Origin of the sequence: Exiguobacterium sp. s64 (genome assembly GCF_018618035.1) — a bacterium.
Classification (GTDB): domain Bacteria; phylum Bacillota; class Bacilli; order Exiguobacteriales; family Exiguobacteriaceae; genus Exiguobacterium; species Exiguobacterium mexicanum_A.
Genome location: NZ_JACSLH010000005.1, coordinates 39252 through 58892, shown reverse-complemented (window position 1 = coordinate 58892; position 19641 = coordinate 39252). Strand labels below are relative to the sequence as shown.

The window sequence follows — 19641 nt, the reverse complement described above, 5'->3', positions numbered from 1 at the left end:
AATAATCCCCGCCCAATGATGGGCGGGGATTATTTGTTAACGCGTCGTTTCACGCAAGAACGTGATTAAACGGCGATACGTGGCACTGGCGGCTGGCTTATCCATTTCAAAATGGTAGTCGTGGCCGAGTGTGTGCTCGTTTCGGTCATAAAAGACGCTCGTGACGTCCGCACGACCTGAGAGGATCGTCGCAAATTCTTTCGCTTGCGTTTCGAACGAACCGGTGTTGCCATCGGTGATAAACGTCGGAACGAATGTGGCCGGGATATTCACGAGCGGCGACGCTTCCGCGACGACCGGCAAGTCTTCCCAATTGTATGTTCCGAAGTAAGCCCAACCAATCCGTTTGAACAAGAAGCGGGTGACCGTCTTCGATGACTCGACGATGCTCCGTTTCAAATCGTACGGACCCGACATGAGAACCGTGCCGAGAATCGACGATTTCGGGACGATTTGCTTCACTTCGGCAGACGGTGCGTAGCCATCGTTCAATTGGATTCCGACGAATTGGGCCACAAGTTGGGCCCCGTTCGAATCGCCCGCAAAGAAGACGCGGTCGAGATCGAGCCGAAAGCGGTCATTGTTTTCAGCGATATACGTGTATGCCTCTTCAAGTTGTTGGAGCGGGACGGGGTACGTGACGTCTGGAGCGAGCGCATAATTGACGCTGACGACGTTGTAGCCGTTGCTTGCGATCGACGTCGCATACTTGAAGACGTCGTCCTTATCGCCACCGACGAATGAACCGCCGTGCACCCAAAAGATGGTTGGGACAATCTGCTTCTCACCTTCGTAGCGAATCAAGTCGAACGTTCCGTTCTCGTAAGCCGAATGATAGTCGATGTCTTTACGAACCGACGTTTTTTGTACGACTTCCTCGAACCCTTTAATGGCCACTTCGTTCCCGCCGGCAAATGAGGTTTTGACGAGGCGTGAGGTCGGTTTCGGGGACAAGAATACATAGGCGGCACCGGCGACAGCCGTGCCGACGAGTCCGAGTCCCGCCCGTTTCAATCCTTTATTCATCGTAATTCCTCCTTGAATTCAACCTGAGTTGTCCGTTTATCGATCGACGAGGACAGTTCCCATGAACGTTTCGATAACGTGCGCGATCCCGTCTTCATTGTTTGATTTCGTGATGAAGTCGGCTTTGCCTTTGACCGTTGTGTTGGCGTTGCCCATTGCGACCCCAAGCCCAGCCCATTCAATCATCGTCAAGTCGTTGTTCCCGTCTCCGCAAGCGATGACGTGGGCTTGCTCGATGCCGACGTGCTCGGCTAAGAAGGCGAGGCTCGTCCCTTTCGTCACACCCGCTTCCGTAAATTCGAGGAAGAACGGTTTCGAACGGGCGACGGCGAGTTTGCCTTCGAGTTCGACTTGCAGTTTCGTTTCAATCGGGGCAAGCGTGTCGCCATCACCGAGCATGAGACACTTGACGACAGGCGTCGTGACCGCTTCTTTGAAGTCGTCGACATGGATGACCGGCATCCCTGTCAATTCACCTTCGATATCGGTATACGGGTTCGGTTGATCGGTTACGATTTCGTTACCGATGTACGTATGAATCGCGATTTCTTCCCGGACACTGATATCATGGAGATGGGCGACCGTCTCTGGAAGCAATGTACTTGAGAAGATTTCTTCATTTGTCTCACAGTTGATGATTGAGGCACCGTTAAATGAGAGAATATAGCTACCGTATTTGGCGAGCTCGAGCTCTCGAGCTGCGTCCCACATCGCGTACGTCGGACGTCCGCTCGCGAGCACGACTTTATGTCCGCGTTCTTGTACATCCAGCAAGGCAGCTTTCGTTTTGGCGGAAATCGTGTGATCGCTCGTGAGGAGCGTATCGTCCATATCTAAAACAATCATCTTGTAACTCATAATGGTAAGGAGTCCTCCTTCAGAATCTAATGACTCCATCCTAATACGATTTGAGGTCAATTGACAACCTTGTCGCAAAAACGTAACTATTAAGAAGTAGTGAATTTCAGAAGAGGTGGAATGATGAATCGAATATTAGTAGCCGAAGATGAGCATGCGATTCGCAGCTTTATCATCGTTAATTTAAAGCGGGCCGGATTCGACGTCTTTGAGGCGACGAACGGACGCGAGGCGGTCACAGCGTTCGATCGTGAACCGTTCGATGTCGTGTTATTGGATGTGATGATGCCAGAGATGGACGGTTTTGAGGCATGTGCGGCCATCCGTGATTTAGATGAGAATGTCGGCATTATCATGCTGACGGCGCGCACACTCGAAGAAGATAAAATCGAAGGACTCGGCCGTGGGGCGGACGACTACATCGCCAAGCCGTTCAGTCCCGGCGAACTCGTGGCGCGGATTCAAGCACTCCTCCGACGTGTCGAGAAAGTGAAACGAAAAGAGAAGAAGCGATTGAAGTCCGGACCGTTCGCCATCGACTTGGCAGCGAAGCAAGTGACGAAGTATGGGCAGTCGATTGATTTGACCCCGACCGAATACGATTTGATTTGTCACCTCGTCCAAAACGAGGAAGTCGTCTTATCACGTGATGCGCTGTTAGATGCCGTTTGGGGCATCAATTACTTCGGGGACAGAAAGACGGTCGACGTCAACATTCGTCGTCTCCGTCAAAAAATTGAAGATGATCCGAGCCACCCGGCTTATATCGAGACACTGTGGGGGCACGGGTACAAATGGCGGAGACATGACGGATGAAGCAACAGCTCGTCATTCGGATTATGCTCGTCATAACGTTCGTGCTCGTCTTGCTCGTGAGCGTCTTGTCGTACGGAACGTACCGCTACTACTATGAATATGAATCAGAGGCCTTACTTAGCCATGCGACGACGAGTGCCTATCTCTATCCCCAGGCGCAGGTCGGTTTTGAAACACCGAGCGCGTTCTCGGTTCTCGTCCGGACGTTCGGGTATCCAGGCACCGATTTGACGATTGTCGACCGGACCGGTCAAATCATTAAAACGACGGGACAGAGGGCGCAGCAGGCGGCCTTCACACCGGAACAACTGCAAGACCTCGCCCGCGGTGAGTCCATCGTCCAAGATTACGATGCGGAAGGGAACCACTATTTGTCGGTGACGAGTCCCATCATCACGGACGGCACGAGTGAATTCGCCATCAGTTTCACGCGGCCGCTCGCCGATCTCGATACGTTGATTCGCGAGATTTGGATGGCTGTCGTCATGATTGGCGTCTTGATTTGGCTGGTCGCGCTCTATGCCGTCATTCGGATTGCAGACCGCTTCGTCCGACCGATTCGAGACATCATTGAGACGGCTGATGAGATGGCGCAAGGTGATTTTGACGTCGAAGTCTATTCCAATGAAAAACATGAGCTCGGGGCACTGGCCCGGACGCTGACGTATTTAGGAGCGAAAGTGCAGCAGCATCAGTCGACGCGAAATGAATTTCTATCAAACGTGTCGCACGAGTTGCGGACGCCGCTCACTTCGATCAAAGGGTGGACCGAGACGATTCGCGGCGGGGACGAGAAAGTGTCGGAGGAGACCGAGCTCGGTTTGAGCATCATCCATTCGGAGACGGAGCGGATGATTGGGCTCGTCGAGCAGTTGCTCGATTACACGAAAATTGAAGAGAGCCGGCTCGTCTTGTATCGGCAAGAACTCGACCTCGTATCGCTGTTACGGAAAGTGACGATTCAGTTGAAACAGTCGCTCGAGGATAAACAGATCACCCTCATCGAACGGTACCCCCAAAAATCGATTGGACTGTTTGATGAGAACCGGTTGAAACAAGTATTTTTAAACTTACTCGAGAACGCCATTCGCTTCTCACCCGAAGGTGGGACGTTGACCGTACGGTTCGTGCAATCCGAGCGGGTCGCGTTCATCTCGATTATTGACGAGGGGCCTGGTATCTCACGGGATCACCTGCAACGCATCACGGAAATGTTCTATCAGGCGCAAGTGACGAAAGGCAGCAGTGGTCTTGGTCTCGCGATTGCGAAGGAGTTGATCGAGGCGCACGAAGGAAAGCTCGTCATTGAAAGTGAGGTCGGTCATGGGACGACGGTGACTGTTTTGTTGCCGCTCGATCCGAGCGAACTGCATTAAAAGGGTTAAACCTTCCGAATTCAGGATACATGTAATTGTATGTAGAATGAGGGAGGTTTTTTTCGTGGCAACGAAATCATTGAAGCCATTGTCAGGTAGTCCGAACGCTGTCTCGACCGAAACAGAAATTGAGGCGCTACGTATGGAGCCGCTCCCATACGGGCAAGACCGCGCTGAGAGCATCGAGACAATGAAGATGGTGATGGGGCAACTGCCTCGGACCGAGCTCGTCAAGGAGACGGATGACACGCTCCATTATGTCGTCACGTCGAAAATGATGCGCTTTAAGGATGACGTTGAATTCCGATTCGACGATGAGACAAGACAGATTGAATTCCGCTCGGCATCACGACTCGGTCACTCTGACTTTGGGGTGAACCGGAAACGGATGCAGGATGTGAGTGAACGCTATCGGAGGTTGATGAGATGAAGGATTATCAATTGATTGTGATTGGTGGGGGTGCGGCCGGGATGACAGTCGCGGCCGGTGCCGCAAATTTAGGGGCGAAAGTCGCTTTGGTCGAGAAGAAAAAACACCTTGGTGGAGACTGTCTTCACGTCGGGTGTGTCCCGTCGAAAGCGCTGATTGCCGCTTCGAAAGAAGCGAGTAGCATGATGCAGGCGGCGCGTGTGCTCGGAGCTGAGTTTGATGGCCGCGACCATTACCAGACGACGAAGGCGCGTGTCGATCGTGCCCGTGCCATCATCCAAGATCATGACGGAACGGAGCGTTTCGAAAAACTTGGTGTCGATGTGTATATCGGCGAGGCATCATTCCAAAGCCCGTACGAGCTTAAAGTCGGAGACGACTTATTGATTGGGAAAAAGTTTGTCATCGCGACCGGATCGAAACCGACCGTACCGCCGATTGATGGATTGGACAGTGTTCCGTACTTAACGAACGAACAAGTTTTTGAAGAAGAGACGCTGCCAGAAAGTATCATCGTCATCGGTGCCGGCACGGTCGGGCTTGAACTTGCCCAATCGTTCGCTCGTCTTGGAAGCCAAGTGACCGTGCTTGAGGCACAGGACACGTTCTTACCGAAAGAAGATGAGTCTGTCAGCAAATTGCTCCGCTCCCAGCTCGAGATGGCGATGCGTCTGAAAATCGGGGTGAAAGTGAAGCAGATTGCGGAAGAGGACGGACGTATTCACGTCACGACTGAAGTCGATGGCGAGACCGTGACGTATGAGGCTGACAAACTGCTCATGGCGACGGGCCGTAAACCGAGAATTGATGAACTACGGCTCGACCGGGCGCATGTGAACGTGAAAGACGGGTACGTTGATGTCACTTCGACATACCGGACGTCCCAACCGCACATTTTCGCGATCGGTGACACGATCAAGACGTTACCGTTCACCCATGCGGCCGGAGAAGAAGGGAAAGCCGTCGTGGCGAACGCCTTGTTCGGACTATGGAACAAGGTCGACTACACGAAGATGCCGTGGATCACGTTCACGGACCCGGAAGTGTTCCACGTCGGCATGACCGAGGCCGAGGCACGTGAGCGTCACGGCGATGACGTCGAGATTTTTGAAGCGAAACTGTCTGAGGTCGATCGGTTCGTCGCCGACCGTCAAGAGACAGGATTCGTCAAAATCATCACCCGGAAGAACGGTAAGATTATCGGTGGGCACGCGGTCGGAATGACGGCCGGGGATTGGATGCAAATCGTCGTCTATGCGATGCAGCGGGGCGATAAGATCGGTAAACTGTCCCGGATGATCTATCCGTACCCATCGCGTAGCGAAGCGGTCAAGAAGGCGGCCGACTTGTACTGGCGGAAACGTTTGTTCAACAGTCCGCTCACTGAGCTCGCTCGTAAATATTTTGAATGGACGCGGTAACGAAAAAATCCCACTCTCGATCGAGTGGGATTTTTTTATGGCAAAACGATCGTATCAATCATTTTGGGCGATCCTTCTGACAAATCGACGAGTGGTTTAATCAACACTTCGACGCGGCGGTTTTTCGAACGTCCGGCTTCCGTGTCGTTCGTCGCAATCGGTTTGTATTCCCCGTAGCTCGCAAGTGTGAACTGCCCAGGGTTCAAGGCGTCGTTCGTCAACAAGCCGCGCATGAAGGCGGTGGCTCGGGCTGAACTGAGTTCCCAGTTCGACGGGAAGCGGGCCGTGTTGATTGGGATGTTATCCGTATGACCCGATACGACGATTTCACGATTGCCGGCTTGTTCGAGAATACCGCTGATGGAGCGGGCGACTGCTCTAGCATCGCCATCGAGCGTCGCTTCACCCATGCTGAATAGAGCCCGGTCTTGGATCGTCAGGACGAGACCGCTCGAATTGATGGTCGCTTCGATTTCATCCTCGAGTCCATTCTTTTGAATGTATTGATTGACCTCTTCTTTCAACTCATCGAGCTTGGCGAGTTCGTACGTCCGTGGATTCGCCGTCGTGTCCGTTTTGTTCGTGCGGCTAATATCGCTGTTCGAGGCGGTCGAGGCTTGAAACACACTCGTCCCGCCTGAGAACACTTGATTAAAGGACTGGGACATCTTTTCGAGCTTCGTCTGGTCGACGTTACTCGAGGCGAACAAGACGATGAACAAAGCGAGCAGAAGCGTCAGGAGATCGGCATAAGGAATGAGCCAGCCTTCAGGGATATGTTCTTCATGATCATGCTTCTTTTTGCGCTTCATAGTTCGCTCGCTCCTTTGGAGACAAATACACGGCCAACTTATCTTCTAGCGTCTTTGGTGATTCTCCGCCTTGGATGGATAAAATTCCTTCAATCATCATTTCCTTGACGACGACTTCGCTCTTCGAATATTGCTTCAACTTGTTAGCGAAGGGGAACCAAAGGACATAGCCACTAAAAATCCCGAACAGTGTCGCGACAAAGGCAGCTGAGATGGCATATCCGAGTTTGTCGATATCCGATAAATCTTTTAATGCGGCGACGAGTCCGATTACGGCCCCGAGTACACCGAGTGTCGGCGCATATGTCCCCGCTTGCGTGAACACGTCAGCGTTCGCTTTATGGCGTATTTCCATGTTCTCGATATCACGAGACATCACTTCGGCGATGTACTCGGACGGTTGGCCATCAATGACCATCATCATGCCTTGCTTCAAGAACGGTTCTTCGACTTGTTCAAGGGCTGTTTCAAGCGATAACAAACCTTCTTTACGCGCTTGCGTCGATAAATCGACGAATTGCGTCAACAGGCCCGATTTACTCGGCAACTCTTGCTTCTTGAATAAAATTTTGAACAGTTGGGGAACCGTCTGTAACTGTTCTTTTGATACGGCGATGCTGACCGCGGCAGCTGTACCGACAAAAATAATGACCAGTGCTGCTGGGTTGATCAGCGGGGCGACCCCCGCGCCTTTCAAAATCATACCGCCGATAAGCGTGAAGAAACCGAGTAAAAGTCCTATTAAAGTGACGACATCCATGTCTATGTTTTCCACCTTTCTAAAGAGATCGGGAGACAAAAAAAGCGAGAGACTTAACTCGTCTCCCGCAAATGCGTTCCCGATGGTTAAGCGCCGTTTTCGTCAATCAGCATTTGAATGCTGATATTGCGTTCTTCACGCTCTATATCGGTTAACACGTCGTATTTTTTTAATAATGCGTACAATTGATTCACAACTTCTTGATCGAGTGACCAATGTAGCAGTTCTTCAAGTTGGAAATAAAGATGGGCGGGCATACATTGTGACTGACGCTCCAACCTTCGCGAGACATCCGTTAGCGAATGATCTACCGTACTAGGGTCCACGGTTTCATTCAACCTCCTCAACATTCTTAAAGTCTATCTCTCATATTACCAAAAAAATCGACAAACAGTTAGCGATACATTTTTCTAGTTGGCAATTTTAAAAGTGAGGAGTAATATGAGCCTTAGAAAACTAGATATGAAGGAGATAGCGAGATGCGACATCGATTGACCGTGCGGGAAATGCGCATAAAACGAATTGAAGCGCTCTACCGGCTCGTGTTTGAAAAGCCGGCCCGTTTTATCGCGACTGGATTTTTACTCGCCATCTTGACTGGTGCGACCCTGCTCTACATGCCGTTTGCACAGACGCAACCCGTGTCGTGGATTGACTGTCTCTTTATCGCCACGTCGGCCGGTACGGTGACCGGGTTATCGACGATTGATATCGGCTCTTCCTTCAACACGTTCGGCGAGCTCGTCATCGTCGCCTTGATTCAAATCGGAGGTCTCGGCTTCATGACGGTCGCTCTCATGTTACTCAGCGTGCTCGGGAAGAAAATCGGCTTGAAACAGCGGATTCTCCTTCAAGAATCGCTCAACTTGTCGGGGCCTGGCGGCACGGTCCGGCTCGTCCGCAACATCGTCTTCACGACACTGATCGTTCAGTTTCTAGGCATGCTGTTTTTAACGTTCGAACTGTACAGCACCGGTGATTATCGCTTCGGCGAGGCATTGTATTATGGCTTCTTCCATGCGGTATCAGCGTTCAATAACGCGGGGTTTGCCCTTTGGCCAGACAGTTTGATGCAATTTGAACAGAATACGGCCATCGTCATCACGATTGCCGTCCTCTTGATGATTGGAGGGCTCGGCTTCACGACGATTGCGGACGCGACCGAGGTGAAGCGCTGGAAACGGCTCGCGCTGCATTCGAAAATCATGATTGTGTCACTCGCCATCGTCAACGGCATTGCCTGGTTCGCGCTCATGCTGTTTGAATGGGTGTCGACGGAAGGGAGTTTATATGGACGCCCGTTCGGTGAAGCGTTGCACGTTACTTTCTTCCAGGCGGTGACGACACGGACGGCCGGTTTCAACACGGTCGACATCTCGACGATGGCGCCTGTGTCGATCGGTGTCGTCTTGATTCTCATGTACGTCGGTGCAGGGGCCGCTTCCACCGGGTCCGGGATTAAAGTGACGACCGTGGCTGTCATTTTGGCGGATATGTGGGCGTTCATCGTTGGTAAAAAGGAGACGGTCATCTTGGAGCGGACGATTGACGCGTTCCAAATCAAAAAAGCGTATATGGTGGCCATCACCAGTTTCATCTTTATTTTATTGATTACCGCACTGACCATCTTGACGAACGGCCACATTTCGGCGACCGCGCTCCTATTCGAGACGGTCTCGGCGTTCGGCACGGTCGGGTTATCGCTTGGAATCACGGCAGAACTGAACGATGCCGGAAAAAGCTTTATCATGTTCATGATGTTGCTCGGCCGCGTCGGCTCGTTGACGATTCTATTCACGGTCGCGAGACAAATGGACCGGAAGATTCGCTATCCAAAAGAGAAGTTGTTAATCGGATGACACACAAAAAGCCCTGTTCAGGGCTTTTTGTGTGTCTCGTAATAGGCGACGACTTTCGGCAAGTAGTCTTTCAAGTCAGGACAGACGATGTCCGTCCCGCTCAGTGCCCGCAACGTCTGGGTCGTATCGAAATGGACTTGATGTTTGAAATAGGCGAGTAGTTCGCGCGGAACGCCGTAACGTTCCGACAGATGCAGCGCCGAGAATCCGGTCTCCGCGACTGCGTGTGGAATCGTCCCGCGTGGAGGACGACCGAACATCTCTTCATGAATCATCCGGTACACTTCACGTGCGCCGTGCGGGAACGGGTCCGTCAAATGGAACGTCCGTTTTAAACCGACCGGGGCGTGGGCGAGATAAGCGGTCGCCTCGACGACATAATCATACGGGACGAGGTTCACTTCGATATTCTGTCGTCCAATGTAAGGCAGCGGGGCGGCTTGGCGGAGTTGGTCCATCAGCTTCAAGACGAAGTAGACCCCGTCAAACTTTTTCGTCTCGCCGGTCTCGCTATGGCCGATGACGATGCCGGGACGGATGATGGTCACCGGCATCGAACCGAGCTCCCGCGAGACGATGGCCTCGGCTTCATACTTCGTCGCCTCGTAATGATTTTTAAAGCGGACACGGTGCCATAACTCGTTCTCATAAACGGTTCCTTGACGGCGTCCGGACACATAGGCGGTGCTGAAGTAGACGTATCGTTTCAAGTGCGGGGCCCGTTTCGCGAGCGAGGTGATGTGTTTCGTCCCAAGCAGATTGATGCGATACCCGACATCATAAGGGATGCTCAAGTCGTACGCAGCGGCCAAGTGAAACACGTAATTCACTTCACGTTCGATGACCGAGCGCATGATCGGGTCGAGCACGACTTCAGGCAGCGTGATATCGGCCTCGACGAGCACGAGTTGGTCATCTCGTAACGATGTCGCTTCCAACAGCTCCTGTTTTAAAGCGAGTGCCCCGGAACGTTCGGTCGGGAGGTGGAGCGCGTAAATCGTTCCGATTTGATTCGGCAAGGTTGCGAGGTGCGTGATCATCTTTCCGGCTAAAAAGCCGGGGAAACCGGTGAAAGCGTAATGGTTCATAGTGTCTCCTCCGCTAAGTCCAACGTGAACGTGAATGTCGAGCCGACGCCGACGCTCGACTCGACCTCGATACTACCGCCGTGTGATTCGATGATTTCCTTACAAATTGACAGCCCAAGACCCGTCCCGCCAATTTGACGTGTGTCCGAGTTGTCGACGCGATAAAACTTTTTGAATAACTCTTCGAACGCATGCTCGGGAATCCCGATGCCGAAGTCTTGAATGGAGACGTGGGCTTGGTTACGTTCATGGCGGACGCGTACCTCGACTTCGTGGTGATGAGGCGAGTACTTGATCGCGTTCGAGAGCAGGTTGATGATGACTTGCTCGATGCGGTCTTTGTCGGCGATGAGGTGAAGCGATTCATCGGCGTCATCGAAATGAATCGAGTGATTGCTCGTCTCGCGGAAGCGTTCGACAACATCGCGGACGAGTTCGTTCAAGATGAAGTGGTCTTTTTTATACTCTTGATTGCCGTCTTCCATTCGTTGAATATCGAGAAAATCGTTCAACAGGTCGGTCAGACGCTTCGCTTCCTTCGCCATCGTCTTTAAGTAGCGCTCACGCTTCTCCGGGTTCAAGTCGCGAGTGAGCATCAATTCGATATATCCCGACAGTGACGAGAGCGGGGTTCTCAGTTCGTGGGACACGGTGCTGACCAATTCGTTCTTGATTTGGTCCATCCGTTCTTCTTCGGTCCGGTTGCGAAACACAAACAAGAACCCACTGTCCATTCCGATTTGGCGTTTCGTATCCATACCAGTCCCATACATCTCGTAATATTGCTCGTCCCGATCATTCGGTTGCGGAATCGAGAAGCGCATTGACACTTCTCGCGCCGATCCGTCGAGCAACAAATCGATTTTTTTCAACATCTCGGTGCGGTCACGCGCGCGGAATGTCGTCAGGAGCGGAATTCGCTCTTGCATCTTGTTCGGGGCGATACCCGGCAAATCGAGCAGACGACGGGCGTGCACGTTCATGAAGAGGACGCTGCCATTCGATTCGGTCAAGACGAACGCTTCATTGGACGCCTGTAAAATCGATTGGATGATATCCCGTTGCCGGGCGATGGCGTTCTTCTCCCGCTCGAGCATGCGCTCGACTTTCTTTCGGTCGCTGATGTCGCGCATGACGGCGACACGAAGCGTCTGGCCTTGGAACGTCACTTCTTTCGGGTACACTTCCATCTCGAGGAACGTCCCGTCCTCACGACGGCCGATGACCTCATACGGTGTCTGGATATGATTGCGAATGCGGCGCAACACATCGGCCCGGTAGCCTTCGGCGATGAACTCGATCGTTTGACGGCCGACCATCTGTTCGGCCGGGATGCGAAAAATCGTTTCGGCCGCCTTGTTCGCGTCTAAGATCGTCCCGCCTTCATGGAATAGCACGGCTTCGATGACTGATTCGGCAAACATGCGATAGCGTTGTTCTTTATGAAGCAATTCGCCTTTCAAGGCGATCTCAGGACTGACATCGAACACGAAAAAGAAAAATCCGATGACGCGTGCCTGCTCATAGACAGGGTGCATGAACAGTTTTCCGACGAAATGGGTCCGGTCTTTTCGTTGGAACTTCCATTCACGGTCGCCTCGGTCTAACGCCACACGCAGCATCTGTTCGAATGACAAGAGCCGCTCCGTCTCGTCTTGATAGTGGGTCCGCTTCTCGCTCAGTTCTCTTGACTCGAACAGACCAAACGGGGTCATTTCATAGAGTACTTCGTGCGGCGCATATCCGAACAGTTCGGTCGCCCCTTTATTGAAGCGATTGATCAACAGATTGGCATCGGTCATGATCATCGCCATATCAAGCTCAGTGTGCATCATGGCTTCGAACGCGTTATGTTGTACCGTCACCCGTGTATCGAGCGGAAGCGGCTCGATTGAGAGGATGTAGACGTCACCATTGGGGATGGCGTGAATCCGGATCGTCGGCATCTCATACGTCCAAGATAGTCCTTGCTCCATCCGTCGTGACAGCTCCATCGTGATCGGTGACTGGTTGACCATATGAAAGATGTTTGATCGCGTTTGTAAGTTTTCAGGGAATTGCTCTAAAAACGGACGGTTTGCTTGGACGATTGTCCCATCCGTCGTGATTAACGCTACACCGTACGGTAAGGCGTGTAGCAGTTCGCTTTGGAGATGTCCTCGGTTCTCCATTAACGATGATCCCTCCTTCTCTATATCAAACGGGTACATCTTCAATACATTCGACAGCTCCCCCTTTGTTTTCCTGCCTTCAAACGGTAAAGTGAAGATAAGAACACATAGAGAGGGCGATGGACGTGAAAGGAATGGGGCTCAGCTTAATGATTGCCCTCGGGTTATGGTGGTGGGATGCACCGATTTGGAGCATCATCGCTTGCGTGGCAGTCGGCCTGCTTTGGCTCATTTGGCGGATGCGTCTCTCGACGATCCACCGCATCGACCGGATGGACGGCCGAGAATTTGAACTATTTTTAGAGGAAGTGTTCACCGCGCTCGGGTATACCGTGACGGTGACCCCGGCGTCACGTGACTTCGGGGCGGATTTGCTCCTTGAAGCAGAAGATGGATGGTCGATCGCGGTCCAAGCGAAACGCTATGAAAAGGCGGTCGGACTCGAAGCCGTCCAGCAAGTCGCGGCGTCTGTTCCATACTATGGCGTGAACGAGGGCTGGGTCGTGACGAACTCATCGTATACCGATAGTGCATACGAATTGGCGGAACCGAATCAAGTTCGTCTGATTGCAAGAATGGAGCTCGAACAGTTGCTAAAAGAGGCGGGTTTTAAGCGATAAAATCAGGCGTGTTCACAACTTTGACAGAATGGCGGATTGTGTCGAAGAAAAAGGGGTTGTCTTTTTCATCAATCGATGCAATAATCATCTTCGTCATATGAAATATGTAGTCGCTGAAACGAGGAAAGGCGGCTAGCAGTACCAATTTGGGGGTTTCATAGAAAGACCAACCAAACACACACAAATCCAAGGTTGGAACGTATTAGGAGGAAAAGCGGTGCGCAAATTAATTTATGTAAAAGGTTGTGTCTTTACGCAAGGCGAAGCAACCATTTATGACGAGACAAATGATGCGATCGGATCTGTTCACCGCGACGCGGAGGGCAGTGTTCAAGTGCACAACTTGTCAGGCCGTCAAATCGCTCACGGGAAGTACATCCCGAACTGTCAAAAGTGGGTCGTCATGAACCACGACGGGCAGGCGATTGGTCAGTTGAAGGACAAATTCTCGTTATTCGGGAAAAAGTGTGAGTACAACGTCTATGAACGCGGTCTCTATACGATTCAATACGATGTCGAGCGCTATAAGTTCAGCGTTCGAGACAAAGCAGGCAAGCTTGTGGCGGAACTCCGCAAACAAGAGGATGACTGCTTCTGCTTGACGAAAGAGGCCGACCAACTCTCGATGTTCGAGTTGTTGTCTGTCCTTAAAACGTTGACAGTAAAATCACGGATGCCCATCTCGGTATCGGTGTGACCAATATGACGAACACCAGTCACGGCGACTGGTGTTTTTTTATGAAAAAAAGCTCCATTCGACGTGGTCAAATGAAGCGGTTCAAATAATGTTTGGCCTCGATCTCGAGGGTCGTCACGCGGTGCGCGTATAAACAGAGTTTAAGGACGTGCAAGATGTTCGGGTGAGTATAGCCCATCTTCTCGATTGAACGCTTCGCACGGGTGTCGAGGAGCTCGATCGGGCTCGTCGACTTGGCGTACTCGGCGTAGAGACGATAAAAGTCGATCGGTGAGATGAGGTCGTCTTCATCACGGTCAGGGTTGTTGAAGATGAGCGCCAGGAGCGAACTCGTCTCTTCTAGCGAGAACAAGTGCTTCAAATCATCGAGTAAATAAATGATGGCCGCTTGTTGGAGCGAGTACTTTTTACCGACCCGGGGCACTCCGATGATTTTCCGGACCTCTCGTTTCGTCCAGTTTTGGATCGTGGTGGCGGATAAGTGTTCCCCCGTCAACGTGTTCGCCAAAGCAACGATTTGATTGATCGACAATCCGTTCTTTTCAATATGAAACAAATGAATTTTGCGAAGTTCTTTCGGGAAATGCTCACGCACGTCCTCTGGGAAGAGAGAGATGGCCCGGTCTACGTCGCCAACCCGCATATAATGAAGGCAATCAGCCAAAGTTTGAATCGAAATTGCGTCGCGCATACAGGCATCCTTTCTATAGCCACCTACGTCCGTTGGCTATACAGTCATTTGACCTCATTCTACCAAATGTTTGAAAAGGAAGCTAGGCTATCGCCTGATTAAGGTATAATGGAAACGTATAAAAAAATGTAGATAAAGGTGGTCCAACGATGAATGAATGGGTCAGTTCCATCCTGTCCATCGTCATTGTCCTGGTGTTTCTCGTCGTTCTTGAACAGATTGGCAAACGCCTCGGCTGGACGGATGAGACAATTCGAAAGAGTGTACATATCGCGGTCGGCCATTGGTCGCTGCTTGCAGTCTGGTTAATGGAGACTTGGTACGTCGCAGCCGTCCCGCTCGTCTTCTTCACGTTTGCGAACGCATTGCTTCTTTATAAGAGTCCGTCACCGGTCCACCAGACGGAGCGCAAATCACTCGGTACCGTCTATTATCCGATCGCCTTGCTCGTCATCCTGTACTTTTTCTTCGAATCGGAGCCGCTCGCTTTTTTTGCCGGATCGCTCGTTTTGGCGTGGGGAGATGGGTTGGCCGCTCTGATCGGACGTAAATATGGTACAGTGACGTACGACTTATACGGGCAGAAACGTTCGTTTCAAGGGAGCATGGCCATGTTCCTCAGTTCGTACGCTGTCCTCTTTTTATTGTTTTTGTGGGATGATGTTCCACTTTGGCAAGTGGTAACATATGGATTCATTATTTCTATCATCGCTACTCTAACAGAAGCGATTTCATATCGAGACTGGGATAACTTTACAATTCCAATTGTGGTAGCGGTGGCTACATCATTATTGCTCTAAACTAATTCCTTCATTGTAAAGAAAACGTTGCTTGTCACCCCTGTCAAAGATTTGTATACTGTGTTTCGTACTGAAATCATTCAGTGACGTGTTTGCCTCTCTCTTGACGAACCGAGGCATGCTTAAAATAGAACGTAAAGGATTGAGGCAACGCATGAGCTTTTTAGACCAACTACTTACTATCATTCCGGCCGATCGCGTCAACCAAGACGAACCACTGTCGGCACACACGTATACAAAATTAGGCGGGAAGGCCGATTATTTCGTGGCCCCGCACACGTACGAGGAAGTACAAGCCGTGCTTGAACTTGCTCATCGCGAGAGCGTCCCGTTCATGATTCTCGGCTTTGGATCAAACTTGATTGTCCGTGACGGCGGCCTTCGCGGAATCGTCTTGAACTTGAACGAGTTGAAAACGATTCGTCGCGATGGGAATCAATTGATCGCCCAAGCCGGCGCGGCCATCATCGACGTGTCACGCCAAGCGCTCACCGAGGAACTATCAGGCTTAGAATTCGCCTGTGGCATCCCGGGGACGGTCGGTGGCGCGGTCTACATGAACGCAGGCGCCTACGGTGGAGAGACGAAAGACGTCATCGCGAGCGCGGTCGTCTTGTCACCAGCAGGCGAACTCATGACGCTCACGAAAGAAGAGCTCGACCTCGATTATCGGACGAGCCGAGTTTCTAAAGACGGGCTGATTGTCCTCGAAGCGACGTTCGAACTCGAGCCGCTCGGCTATGAGGCGATCAAAGAAGTGATGGATGACTTGACGCACAAGCGCGAGTCGAAACAACCGCTTGAATACCCATCGTGTGGTAGCGTCTTTAAACGACCGCCTGGTTACTTTGCCGGTAAATTGATTCAAGACTGCGGCCTGCAAGGGAAGCGGATTGGCGGGGCGGAGGTCTCGCTCAAGCACGCCGGATTCATCGTCAATATCGATGAAGCGACGGCGACTGAATATATCTCGCTCATCCGTCACGTCCAAGCGACGGTGAAGGCGAAGTTCGAGATTGAGCTTGAACCAGAAGTCAAAATCATTGGTGAGGATATCGCCGTCGAAAACGCATAAGCACGAAAACGCTCGAACCAACCGGTTCGAGCGTTTTTTGATGATGTGACGACATAAAAACCGACAGAACTATTCTGTCGGTTTGGTCCTTACGCTTGTAATTGTTTTGTGACCGCTTCAGCAGGCGCCACGAACGTGTAGCCGAGGTCACGCGCGACAGCCTCATACGTGACTGTCCCGTCGATGACATTCAAGCCTTTGAGTAACGCCGCGTTTTCACGAAGCGCCGGGAAAATCCCTTTTTGAGCGCACTCGACGATATACGGCATCGTCGCGTTCGTCAAACCGAGCGTCGACGTCCGTGGGACAGCACCTGGCATGTTGGCGACGGCATAGTGTTGGACGCCGTAGCGCTCATACGTCGGTGCGTCATGCGTCGTAATATGGTCGATCGTCTCGCAAATCCCGCCTTGGTCGATGGCGACGTCGACGATGACCGACCCAGGTGACATCTGTTGAACCATTTCTTTTGTGACGAGTTTCGGTGCTTTCGCGCCTGGGATGAGGACGGCACCGATGACGAGGTCACTGTCCGCCACTTGTTTGGCGATATTGTAGCTGTTTGAGATGAGCGTATTGATCGTGTTGCCGAATTGGTCGTCGATTTGGCGAAGACGGGCTGGGCTGATGTCCATGATTGTTACGTTGGCACCGAGGCCGATGGCGATGCGGGCTGCGTTCATCCCGACGACACCGCCCCCGATGACGGTGACGTTCGCACGTGGTACGCCAGGCAAGCCTGACAAGAGAATCCCTTTTCCACCGTGCGGTTTTTCAAGGATTTGGGCCCCGATTTGAGCGGCCATCCGTCCAGCCACTTCGCTCATCGGCGTGAGGAGCGGCAACGTGCGGTCGATCTCAACCGTCTCGTAAGCGATCGCCGTCACGCCTGAATCGACGAGTGCTTTCGTGAGTTCTGGTTCGGCTGCCAAGTGCAAGTAGGTGAAGAGCGTCAAGTCCGGACGGAAATAACGATATTCAGACGGTTGCGGTTCTTTTACTTTCAACGCTAATTCGACGTTTCCCCAAACGTCTGCGGCTGTGTCGACGATTGTCGCCCCTGCATCGACATACTCCATGTTCGTGAAGCCGCTCCCGACACCGGCTTCCGTCTCGACGAGAACCTCGTGTCCAAGCTCAGTTAATACGGCTGCACCCATCGGCGTCAAGGCGACGCGGTTTTCATTGTTTTTGATTTCTTTCAATACCCCGATTTTCATGTAAAGTTCCCCTTTCTCTCTACTGACACAATTTGTTCACACCTCTAGTATAGACCCATCCGAAAACGCTGTCTTTAGCATGGATTCTAAAAATGACAATGCCCACTTTGTGAAAAATCACAAAGTGGGCATCAATCATCTTGTCGGTATTGGCCTGCCTTGATGGCGAGGTAAACAGCGGCTCGTTCGGGCAGTGAGACTTGCGTAATATTCGTCAGTTCCTCGATGCGGCGAATCCGATAGAGCACGGTGTTCGGGTGGATGTGAAGATGGGCGGCGACGCGTTTGACGTTCCCATCAAAATAGAAATACCACTCGAGCGTCGTGACGAGCTCGGTATGATGGGCGACATCATATGCCTGCAAACGCTCGATGGTCGGATGCGTTTCGAGCCGAAGCCCGATTCGGCGAGCGAGATCTGGGACGAGCTGATAAATCCCGATTTGTTCGAACGTGTGCGTCGCGGCAAGCTCATAGGGGAACTTCCGACGAAGCGACGTGACCTGTCGTGCTTCTTCCAGCGCGGCATACAGCATGTCGCTCTCAAAGAAACGACGGCTGACGCCTAAACGTGGATCGACTTCCGTGAATTTCTCTCGGAGCTGTGTCTCGAAGCGATTGGCCCACTGCAAAAGTGCCGTCTCTTCCTCGGCTAACTCCGATTTCATATAATGCCAGACGAGGAGCTGTTGACCATCGATGGCGTGCAGCACGACCTCGATCGCTTGTTGGGTCGCGAGAACATAAAACAATCGCTCCGCCAGCTGTGGGGTGATCGGTTGGCTGCACTCGATGATGGTGAGTCGGCTGGCGACAGCAATCGGAGCGAGTTCATTCAAACGATCGCGATGAGCGGACGACAAATTGGGGCTGGCTAACACTTCTAAAAAGAAACGCTCGAGCTCGGCATCGATGCGCCGCTCATGCATGGCGATGGTCATGAGCAATTTTTTAGCGATGCTCGCGCCTTCTTTTAACACAGTGAGCTCTTGTTCCGAGAATGGGGTCGTTCGGGCGAGGCTCCAAATATAACCGAGCACATCGTCCTGTTGTTTGATAACGACAGCGGCACGTTCGCCTAAACCGACAGCCATCCGGGCTGGGATGACGACCGGTTCGTCTCGGTCGATCACTTCTTGCAGGATTCCACTTTCCCATAAGTCCTCGATGACCGCTTCCGGCACACGACGGCCGATGATGGTCGCGATGCGGGCCGGGTCGGTCGAGTCGGGGTGGGTGCTGTAGGCGAGCAACTGATGGTGGCGATTTTCAATCGTGATTGGGGCCCGAATCGCTTGTCCGATTGCTTCGGCGAGCGTATCGAGCGATTCATAAGATTTCTGCAAAAAAGGCATGTCGATTCCTCCTCTCTCTCACTATACCGTCTCTGTTGTGAAAGTTCACAAAAAGATAGAGTGTTTTGAGAAGAAGGGGCGACATGCCTCTAAAATTCAGCTTAAATCGGGAAAAATAATCCGATGACGAGACCGAGCAGGGCACCGACGATGACTTGGAACGGAGTGTGACCGACCAACTCATTTAAAATCGGTGTCTCATGTTTGATGCCTTTGAAATAGTCGTTCAACAAACGGGCTTGGAACCCGACCGCTTGCCGGACACCGGTCGCGTCGTACATGACGATCGTCGCGAAAATCAGGGCGAGCGCGAACATGCTGGAGTCGATTCCTTCGATACGCCCGATCACGGTCGTCAATGCGACGACGGTCGAGGAGTGGGAACTTGGCATCCCACCTGAGGCAAACATGATTTCAAGTTCAAAATCTCGTGTTTTAATGAGTTCGGTTACGAGCTTGGCCGCTTGGGCGATGAACCACGCGAGCAAGGCGGCGAGTAAAGGTTCGTTAAAGAGCAATCGATTCACTTCCTGTCTGACAATGGTATCTACACTATACCCGATTCT

At 52.0% G+C, this 19641-nt stretch carries 20 protein-coding genes; 9 read left to right on the top strand and 11 right to left on the bottom strand.

The features are described 5' to 3' along the window. Positions 1–36 precede the first annotated feature (36 nt). Both KNP64_RS09040 and KNP64_RS09035 read right to left on the bottom strand, forming a co-directional pair. On the bottom strand, positions 37–1026 hold the full coding sequence (locus KNP64_RS09040; protein WP_214788332.1) for an alpha/beta hydrolase: 990 nt from the start codon (positions 1024–1026) through the stop codon (positions 37–39). 36 nt (positions 1027–1062) lie between these two features. Then, on the bottom strand, positions 1063–1884 hold the full coding sequence (locus tag KNP64_RS09035) for a Cof-type HAD-IIB family hydrolase (RefSeq protein WP_034780799.1): 822 nt from the start codon (positions 1882–1884) through the stop codon (positions 1063–1065). A gap of 123 nt (positions 1885–2007) precedes the next feature. Between KNP64_RS09035 and KNP64_RS09030 the strand changes: the two genes are divergently transcribed. The 4 genes from KNP64_RS09030 (at position 2008) to KNP64_RS09015 (ending at position 5927) form a co-directional block, all read left to right on the top strand. Continuing rightward, entirely contained in the window at positions 2008–2700 is a 693-nt protein-coding gene (locus tag KNP64_RS09030; RefSeq protein ID WP_034780802.1) for a response regulator transcription factor, read from the top strand. After that, entirely contained in the window at positions 2697–4076 is a 1380-nt protein-coding gene (locus KNP64_RS09025; RefSeq protein ID WP_214788338.1) for a sensor histidine kinase, read from the top strand. Before KNP64_RS09030 ends, KNP64_RS09025 begins: the two co-directional genes overlap by 4 nt. Positions 4077–4140: 64 nt before the next feature. After that, entirely contained in the window at positions 4141–4506 is a 366-nt protein-coding gene (locus tag KNP64_RS09020; RefSeq protein WP_205729343.1) for a DUF1499 domain-containing protein, read from the top strand. Next, on the top strand, positions 4503–5927 hold the full coding sequence (locus KNP64_RS09015) for a dihydrolipoyl dehydrogenase family protein (RefSeq protein ID WP_034780806.1): 1425 nt from the start codon (positions 4503–4505) through the stop codon (positions 5925–5927). The genes KNP64_RS09020 and KNP64_RS09015 overlap by 4 nt, the downstream gene beginning before the upstream one ends. Before the next feature lie 35 nt (positions 5928–5962). Here KNP64_RS09015 and KNP64_RS09010 read toward each other — a convergent pair whose 3' ends face one another. From KNP64_RS09010 to KNP64_RS09000, 3 genes are all read right to left on the bottom strand, one after another. Further along, on the bottom strand, positions 5963–6739 hold the full coding sequence (locus KNP64_RS09010) for a flagellar motor protein MotB (protein WP_214788341.1): 777 nt from the start codon (positions 6737–6739) through the stop codon (positions 5963–5965). Continuing rightward, complete coding sequence (gene motA / locus KNP64_RS09005) at positions 6717–7499, bottom strand: flagellar motor stator protein MotA (protein WP_034780808.1); 783 nt, start codon at positions 7497–7499, stop codon at positions 6717–6719. Before motA ends, KNP64_RS09010 begins: the two co-directional genes overlap by 23 nt. An 86-nt stretch (positions 7500–7585) precedes the next feature. Then, positions 7586–7825: a hypothetical protein gene (locus KNP64_RS09000; RefSeq protein ID WP_021068128.1), complete on the bottom strand. Its 240-nt coding sequence runs from the start codon at positions 7823–7825 to the stop codon at positions 7586–7588. 153 nt (positions 7826–7978) lie between these two features. Between KNP64_RS09000 and KNP64_RS08995 the strand changes: the two genes are divergently transcribed. Then, positions 7979–9358, top strand: coding sequence for a TrkH family potassium uptake protein (locus KNP64_RS08995; RefSeq protein WP_214792996.1), 1380 nt, complete (start codon positions 7979–7981; stop codon positions 9356–9358). 17 nt (positions 9359–9375) lie between these two features. Here the strand turns inward: KNP64_RS08995 and KNP64_RS08990 are convergent, their stop codons facing one another. Further along, positions 9376–10446, bottom strand: a complete 1071-nt coding sequence (locus KNP64_RS08990; RefSeq protein ID WP_138860057.1) for an SDR family oxidoreductase — start codon at positions 10444–10446, stop codon at positions 9376–9378. Next, complete coding sequence (locus KNP64_RS08985; protein ID WP_214792999.1) at positions 10443–12617, bottom strand: PAS domain-containing sensor histidine kinase; 2175 nt, start codon at positions 12615–12617, stop codon at positions 10443–10445. Before KNP64_RS08985 ends, KNP64_RS08990 begins: the two co-directional genes overlap by 4 nt. Before the next feature lie 119 nt (positions 12618–12736). Between KNP64_RS08985 and KNP64_RS08980 the strand changes: the two genes are divergently transcribed. Both KNP64_RS08980 and KNP64_RS08975 read left to right on the top strand, forming a co-directional pair. Then, on the top strand, positions 12737–13237 hold the full coding sequence (locus tag KNP64_RS08980; protein WP_233005248.1) for a restriction endonuclease: 501 nt from the start codon (positions 12737–12739) through the stop codon (positions 13235–13237). A gap of 217 nt (positions 13238–13454) precedes the next feature. Continuing rightward, positions 13455–13934, top strand: coding sequence for an LURP-one-related family protein (locus KNP64_RS08975; protein WP_214793002.1), 480 nt, complete (start codon positions 13455–13457; stop codon positions 13932–13934). 67 nt (positions 13935–14001) lie between these two features. Here the strand turns inward: KNP64_RS08975 and KNP64_RS08970 are convergent, their stop codons facing one another. Then, a complete protein-coding gene (locus tag KNP64_RS08970) occupies positions 14002–14625 on the bottom strand; it encodes a DUF1836 domain-containing protein (protein WP_034780815.1) in 624 nt (207 codons plus the stop codon). A 149-nt stretch (positions 14626–14774) separates the two neighbouring features. Here KNP64_RS08970 and KNP64_RS08965 point away from each other — a divergent pair, with 149 nt between their 5' ends. Together KNP64_RS08965 and murB are read left to right on the top strand one after the other, a co-directional pair. Then, positions 14775–15425 carry a diacylglycerol/polyprenol kinase family protein gene (locus KNP64_RS08965; RefSeq protein ID WP_214793005.1) on the top strand — a complete coding sequence of 217 codons (651 nt, stop codon included), beginning with the start codon at positions 14775–14777 and terminating at the stop codon, positions 15423–15425. Positions 15426–15579: 154 nt separating this feature from the next. After that, on the top strand, positions 15580–16500 hold the full coding sequence (murB, locus tag KNP64_RS08960) for a UDP-N-acetylmuramate dehydrogenase (protein WP_138860055.1): 921 nt from the start codon (positions 15580–15582) through the stop codon (positions 16498–16500). Positions 16501–16589: 89 nt separating this feature from the next. On the opposite strand, the gene ald is transcribed toward murB, so the two are convergent. From ald to KNP64_RS08945, 3 genes are all read right to left on the bottom strand, one after another. Then, positions 16590–17720: an alanine dehydrogenase gene (ald, locus tag KNP64_RS08955; protein ID WP_034780820.1), complete on the bottom strand. Its 1131-nt coding sequence runs from the start codon at positions 17718–17720 to the stop codon at positions 16590–16592. Between the two features lie 131 nt (positions 17721–17851). Beyond that, a complete protein-coding gene (locus KNP64_RS08950; protein WP_214793008.1) occupies positions 17852–19075 on the bottom strand; it encodes a PucR family transcriptional regulator in 1224 nt (407 codons plus the stop codon). Positions 19076–19176: 101 nt separating this feature from the next. Continuing rightward, positions 19177–19602, bottom strand: a complete 426-nt coding sequence (locus tag KNP64_RS08945; protein ID WP_034780824.1) for a divergent PAP2 family protein — start codon at positions 19600–19602, stop codon at positions 19177–19179. Positions 19603–19641: the final 39 nt, after the last annotated feature.

What these genes read in the sequence shown, in the direction of transcription:
- motA (WP_034780808.1), bottom strand. Translation starts at nt 7,499, where the DNA reads ATGGATGTCGTCACTTTAATAGGACTTTTACTCGGTTTCTTCACGCTT.
- KNP64_RS09025 (WP_214788338.1), top strand. Translation starts at nt 2,697, where the DNA reads ATGAAGCAACAGCTCGTCATTCGGATTATGCTCGTCATAACGTTCGTG.
- KNP64_RS08985 (WP_214792999.1), bottom strand. Translation starts at nt 12,617, where the DNA reads ATGGAGAACCGAGGACATCTCCAAAGCGAACTGCTACACGCCTTACCG.
- KNP64_RS09030 (WP_034780802.1), top strand. Translation starts at nt 2,008, where the DNA reads ATGAATCGAATATTAGTAGCCGAAGATGAGCATGCGATTCGCAGCTTT.
- KNP64_RS09035 (WP_034780799.1), bottom strand. Translation starts at nt 1,884, where the DNA reads ATGAGTTACAAGATGATTGTTTTAGATATGGACGATACGCTCCTCACG.
- KNP64_RS09010 (WP_214788341.1), bottom strand. Translation starts at nt 6,739, where the DNA reads ATGAAGCGCAAAAAGAAGCATGATCATGAAGAACATATCCCTGAAGGC.
- KNP64_RS08990 (WP_138860057.1), bottom strand. Translation starts at nt 10,446, where the DNA reads ATGAACCATTACGCTTTCACCGGTTTCCCCGGCTTTTTAGCCGGAAAG.
- KNP64_RS08970 (WP_034780815.1), bottom strand. Translation starts at nt 14,625, where the DNA reads ATGCGCGACGCAATTTCGATTCAAACTTTGGCTGATTGCCTTCATTAT.
- KNP64_RS08950 (WP_214793008.1), bottom strand. Translation starts at nt 19,075, where the DNA reads ATGCCTTTTTTGCAGAAATCTTATGAATCGCTCGATACGCTCGCCGAA.
- KNP64_RS08980 (WP_233005248.1), top strand. Translation starts at nt 12,737, where the DNA reads ATGGACGTGAAAGGAATGGGGCTCAGCTTAATGATTGCCCTCGGGTTA.
- ald (WP_034780820.1), bottom strand. Translation starts at nt 17,720, where the DNA reads ATGAAAATCGGGGTATTGAAAGAAATCAAAAACAATGAAAACCGCGTC.
- KNP64_RS08995 (WP_214792996.1), top strand. Translation starts at nt 7,979, where the DNA reads ATGCGACATCGATTGACCGTGCGGGAAATGCGCATAAAACGAATTGAA.
- KNP64_RS08965 (WP_214793005.1), top strand. Translation starts at nt 14,775, where the DNA reads ATGAATGAATGGGTCAGTTCCATCCTGTCCATCGTCATTGTCCTGGTG.
- KNP64_RS09015 (WP_034780806.1), top strand. Translation starts at nt 4,503, where the DNA reads ATGAAGGATTATCAATTGATTGTGATTGGTGGGGGTGCGGCCGGGATG.
- KNP64_RS09040 (WP_214788332.1), bottom strand. Translation starts at nt 1,026, where the DNA reads ATGAATAAAGGATTGAAACGGGCGGGACTCGGACTCGTCGGCACGGCT.
- murB (WP_138860055.1), top strand. Translation starts at nt 15,580, where the DNA reads ATGAGCTTTTTAGACCAACTACTTACTATCATTCCGGCCGATCGCGTC.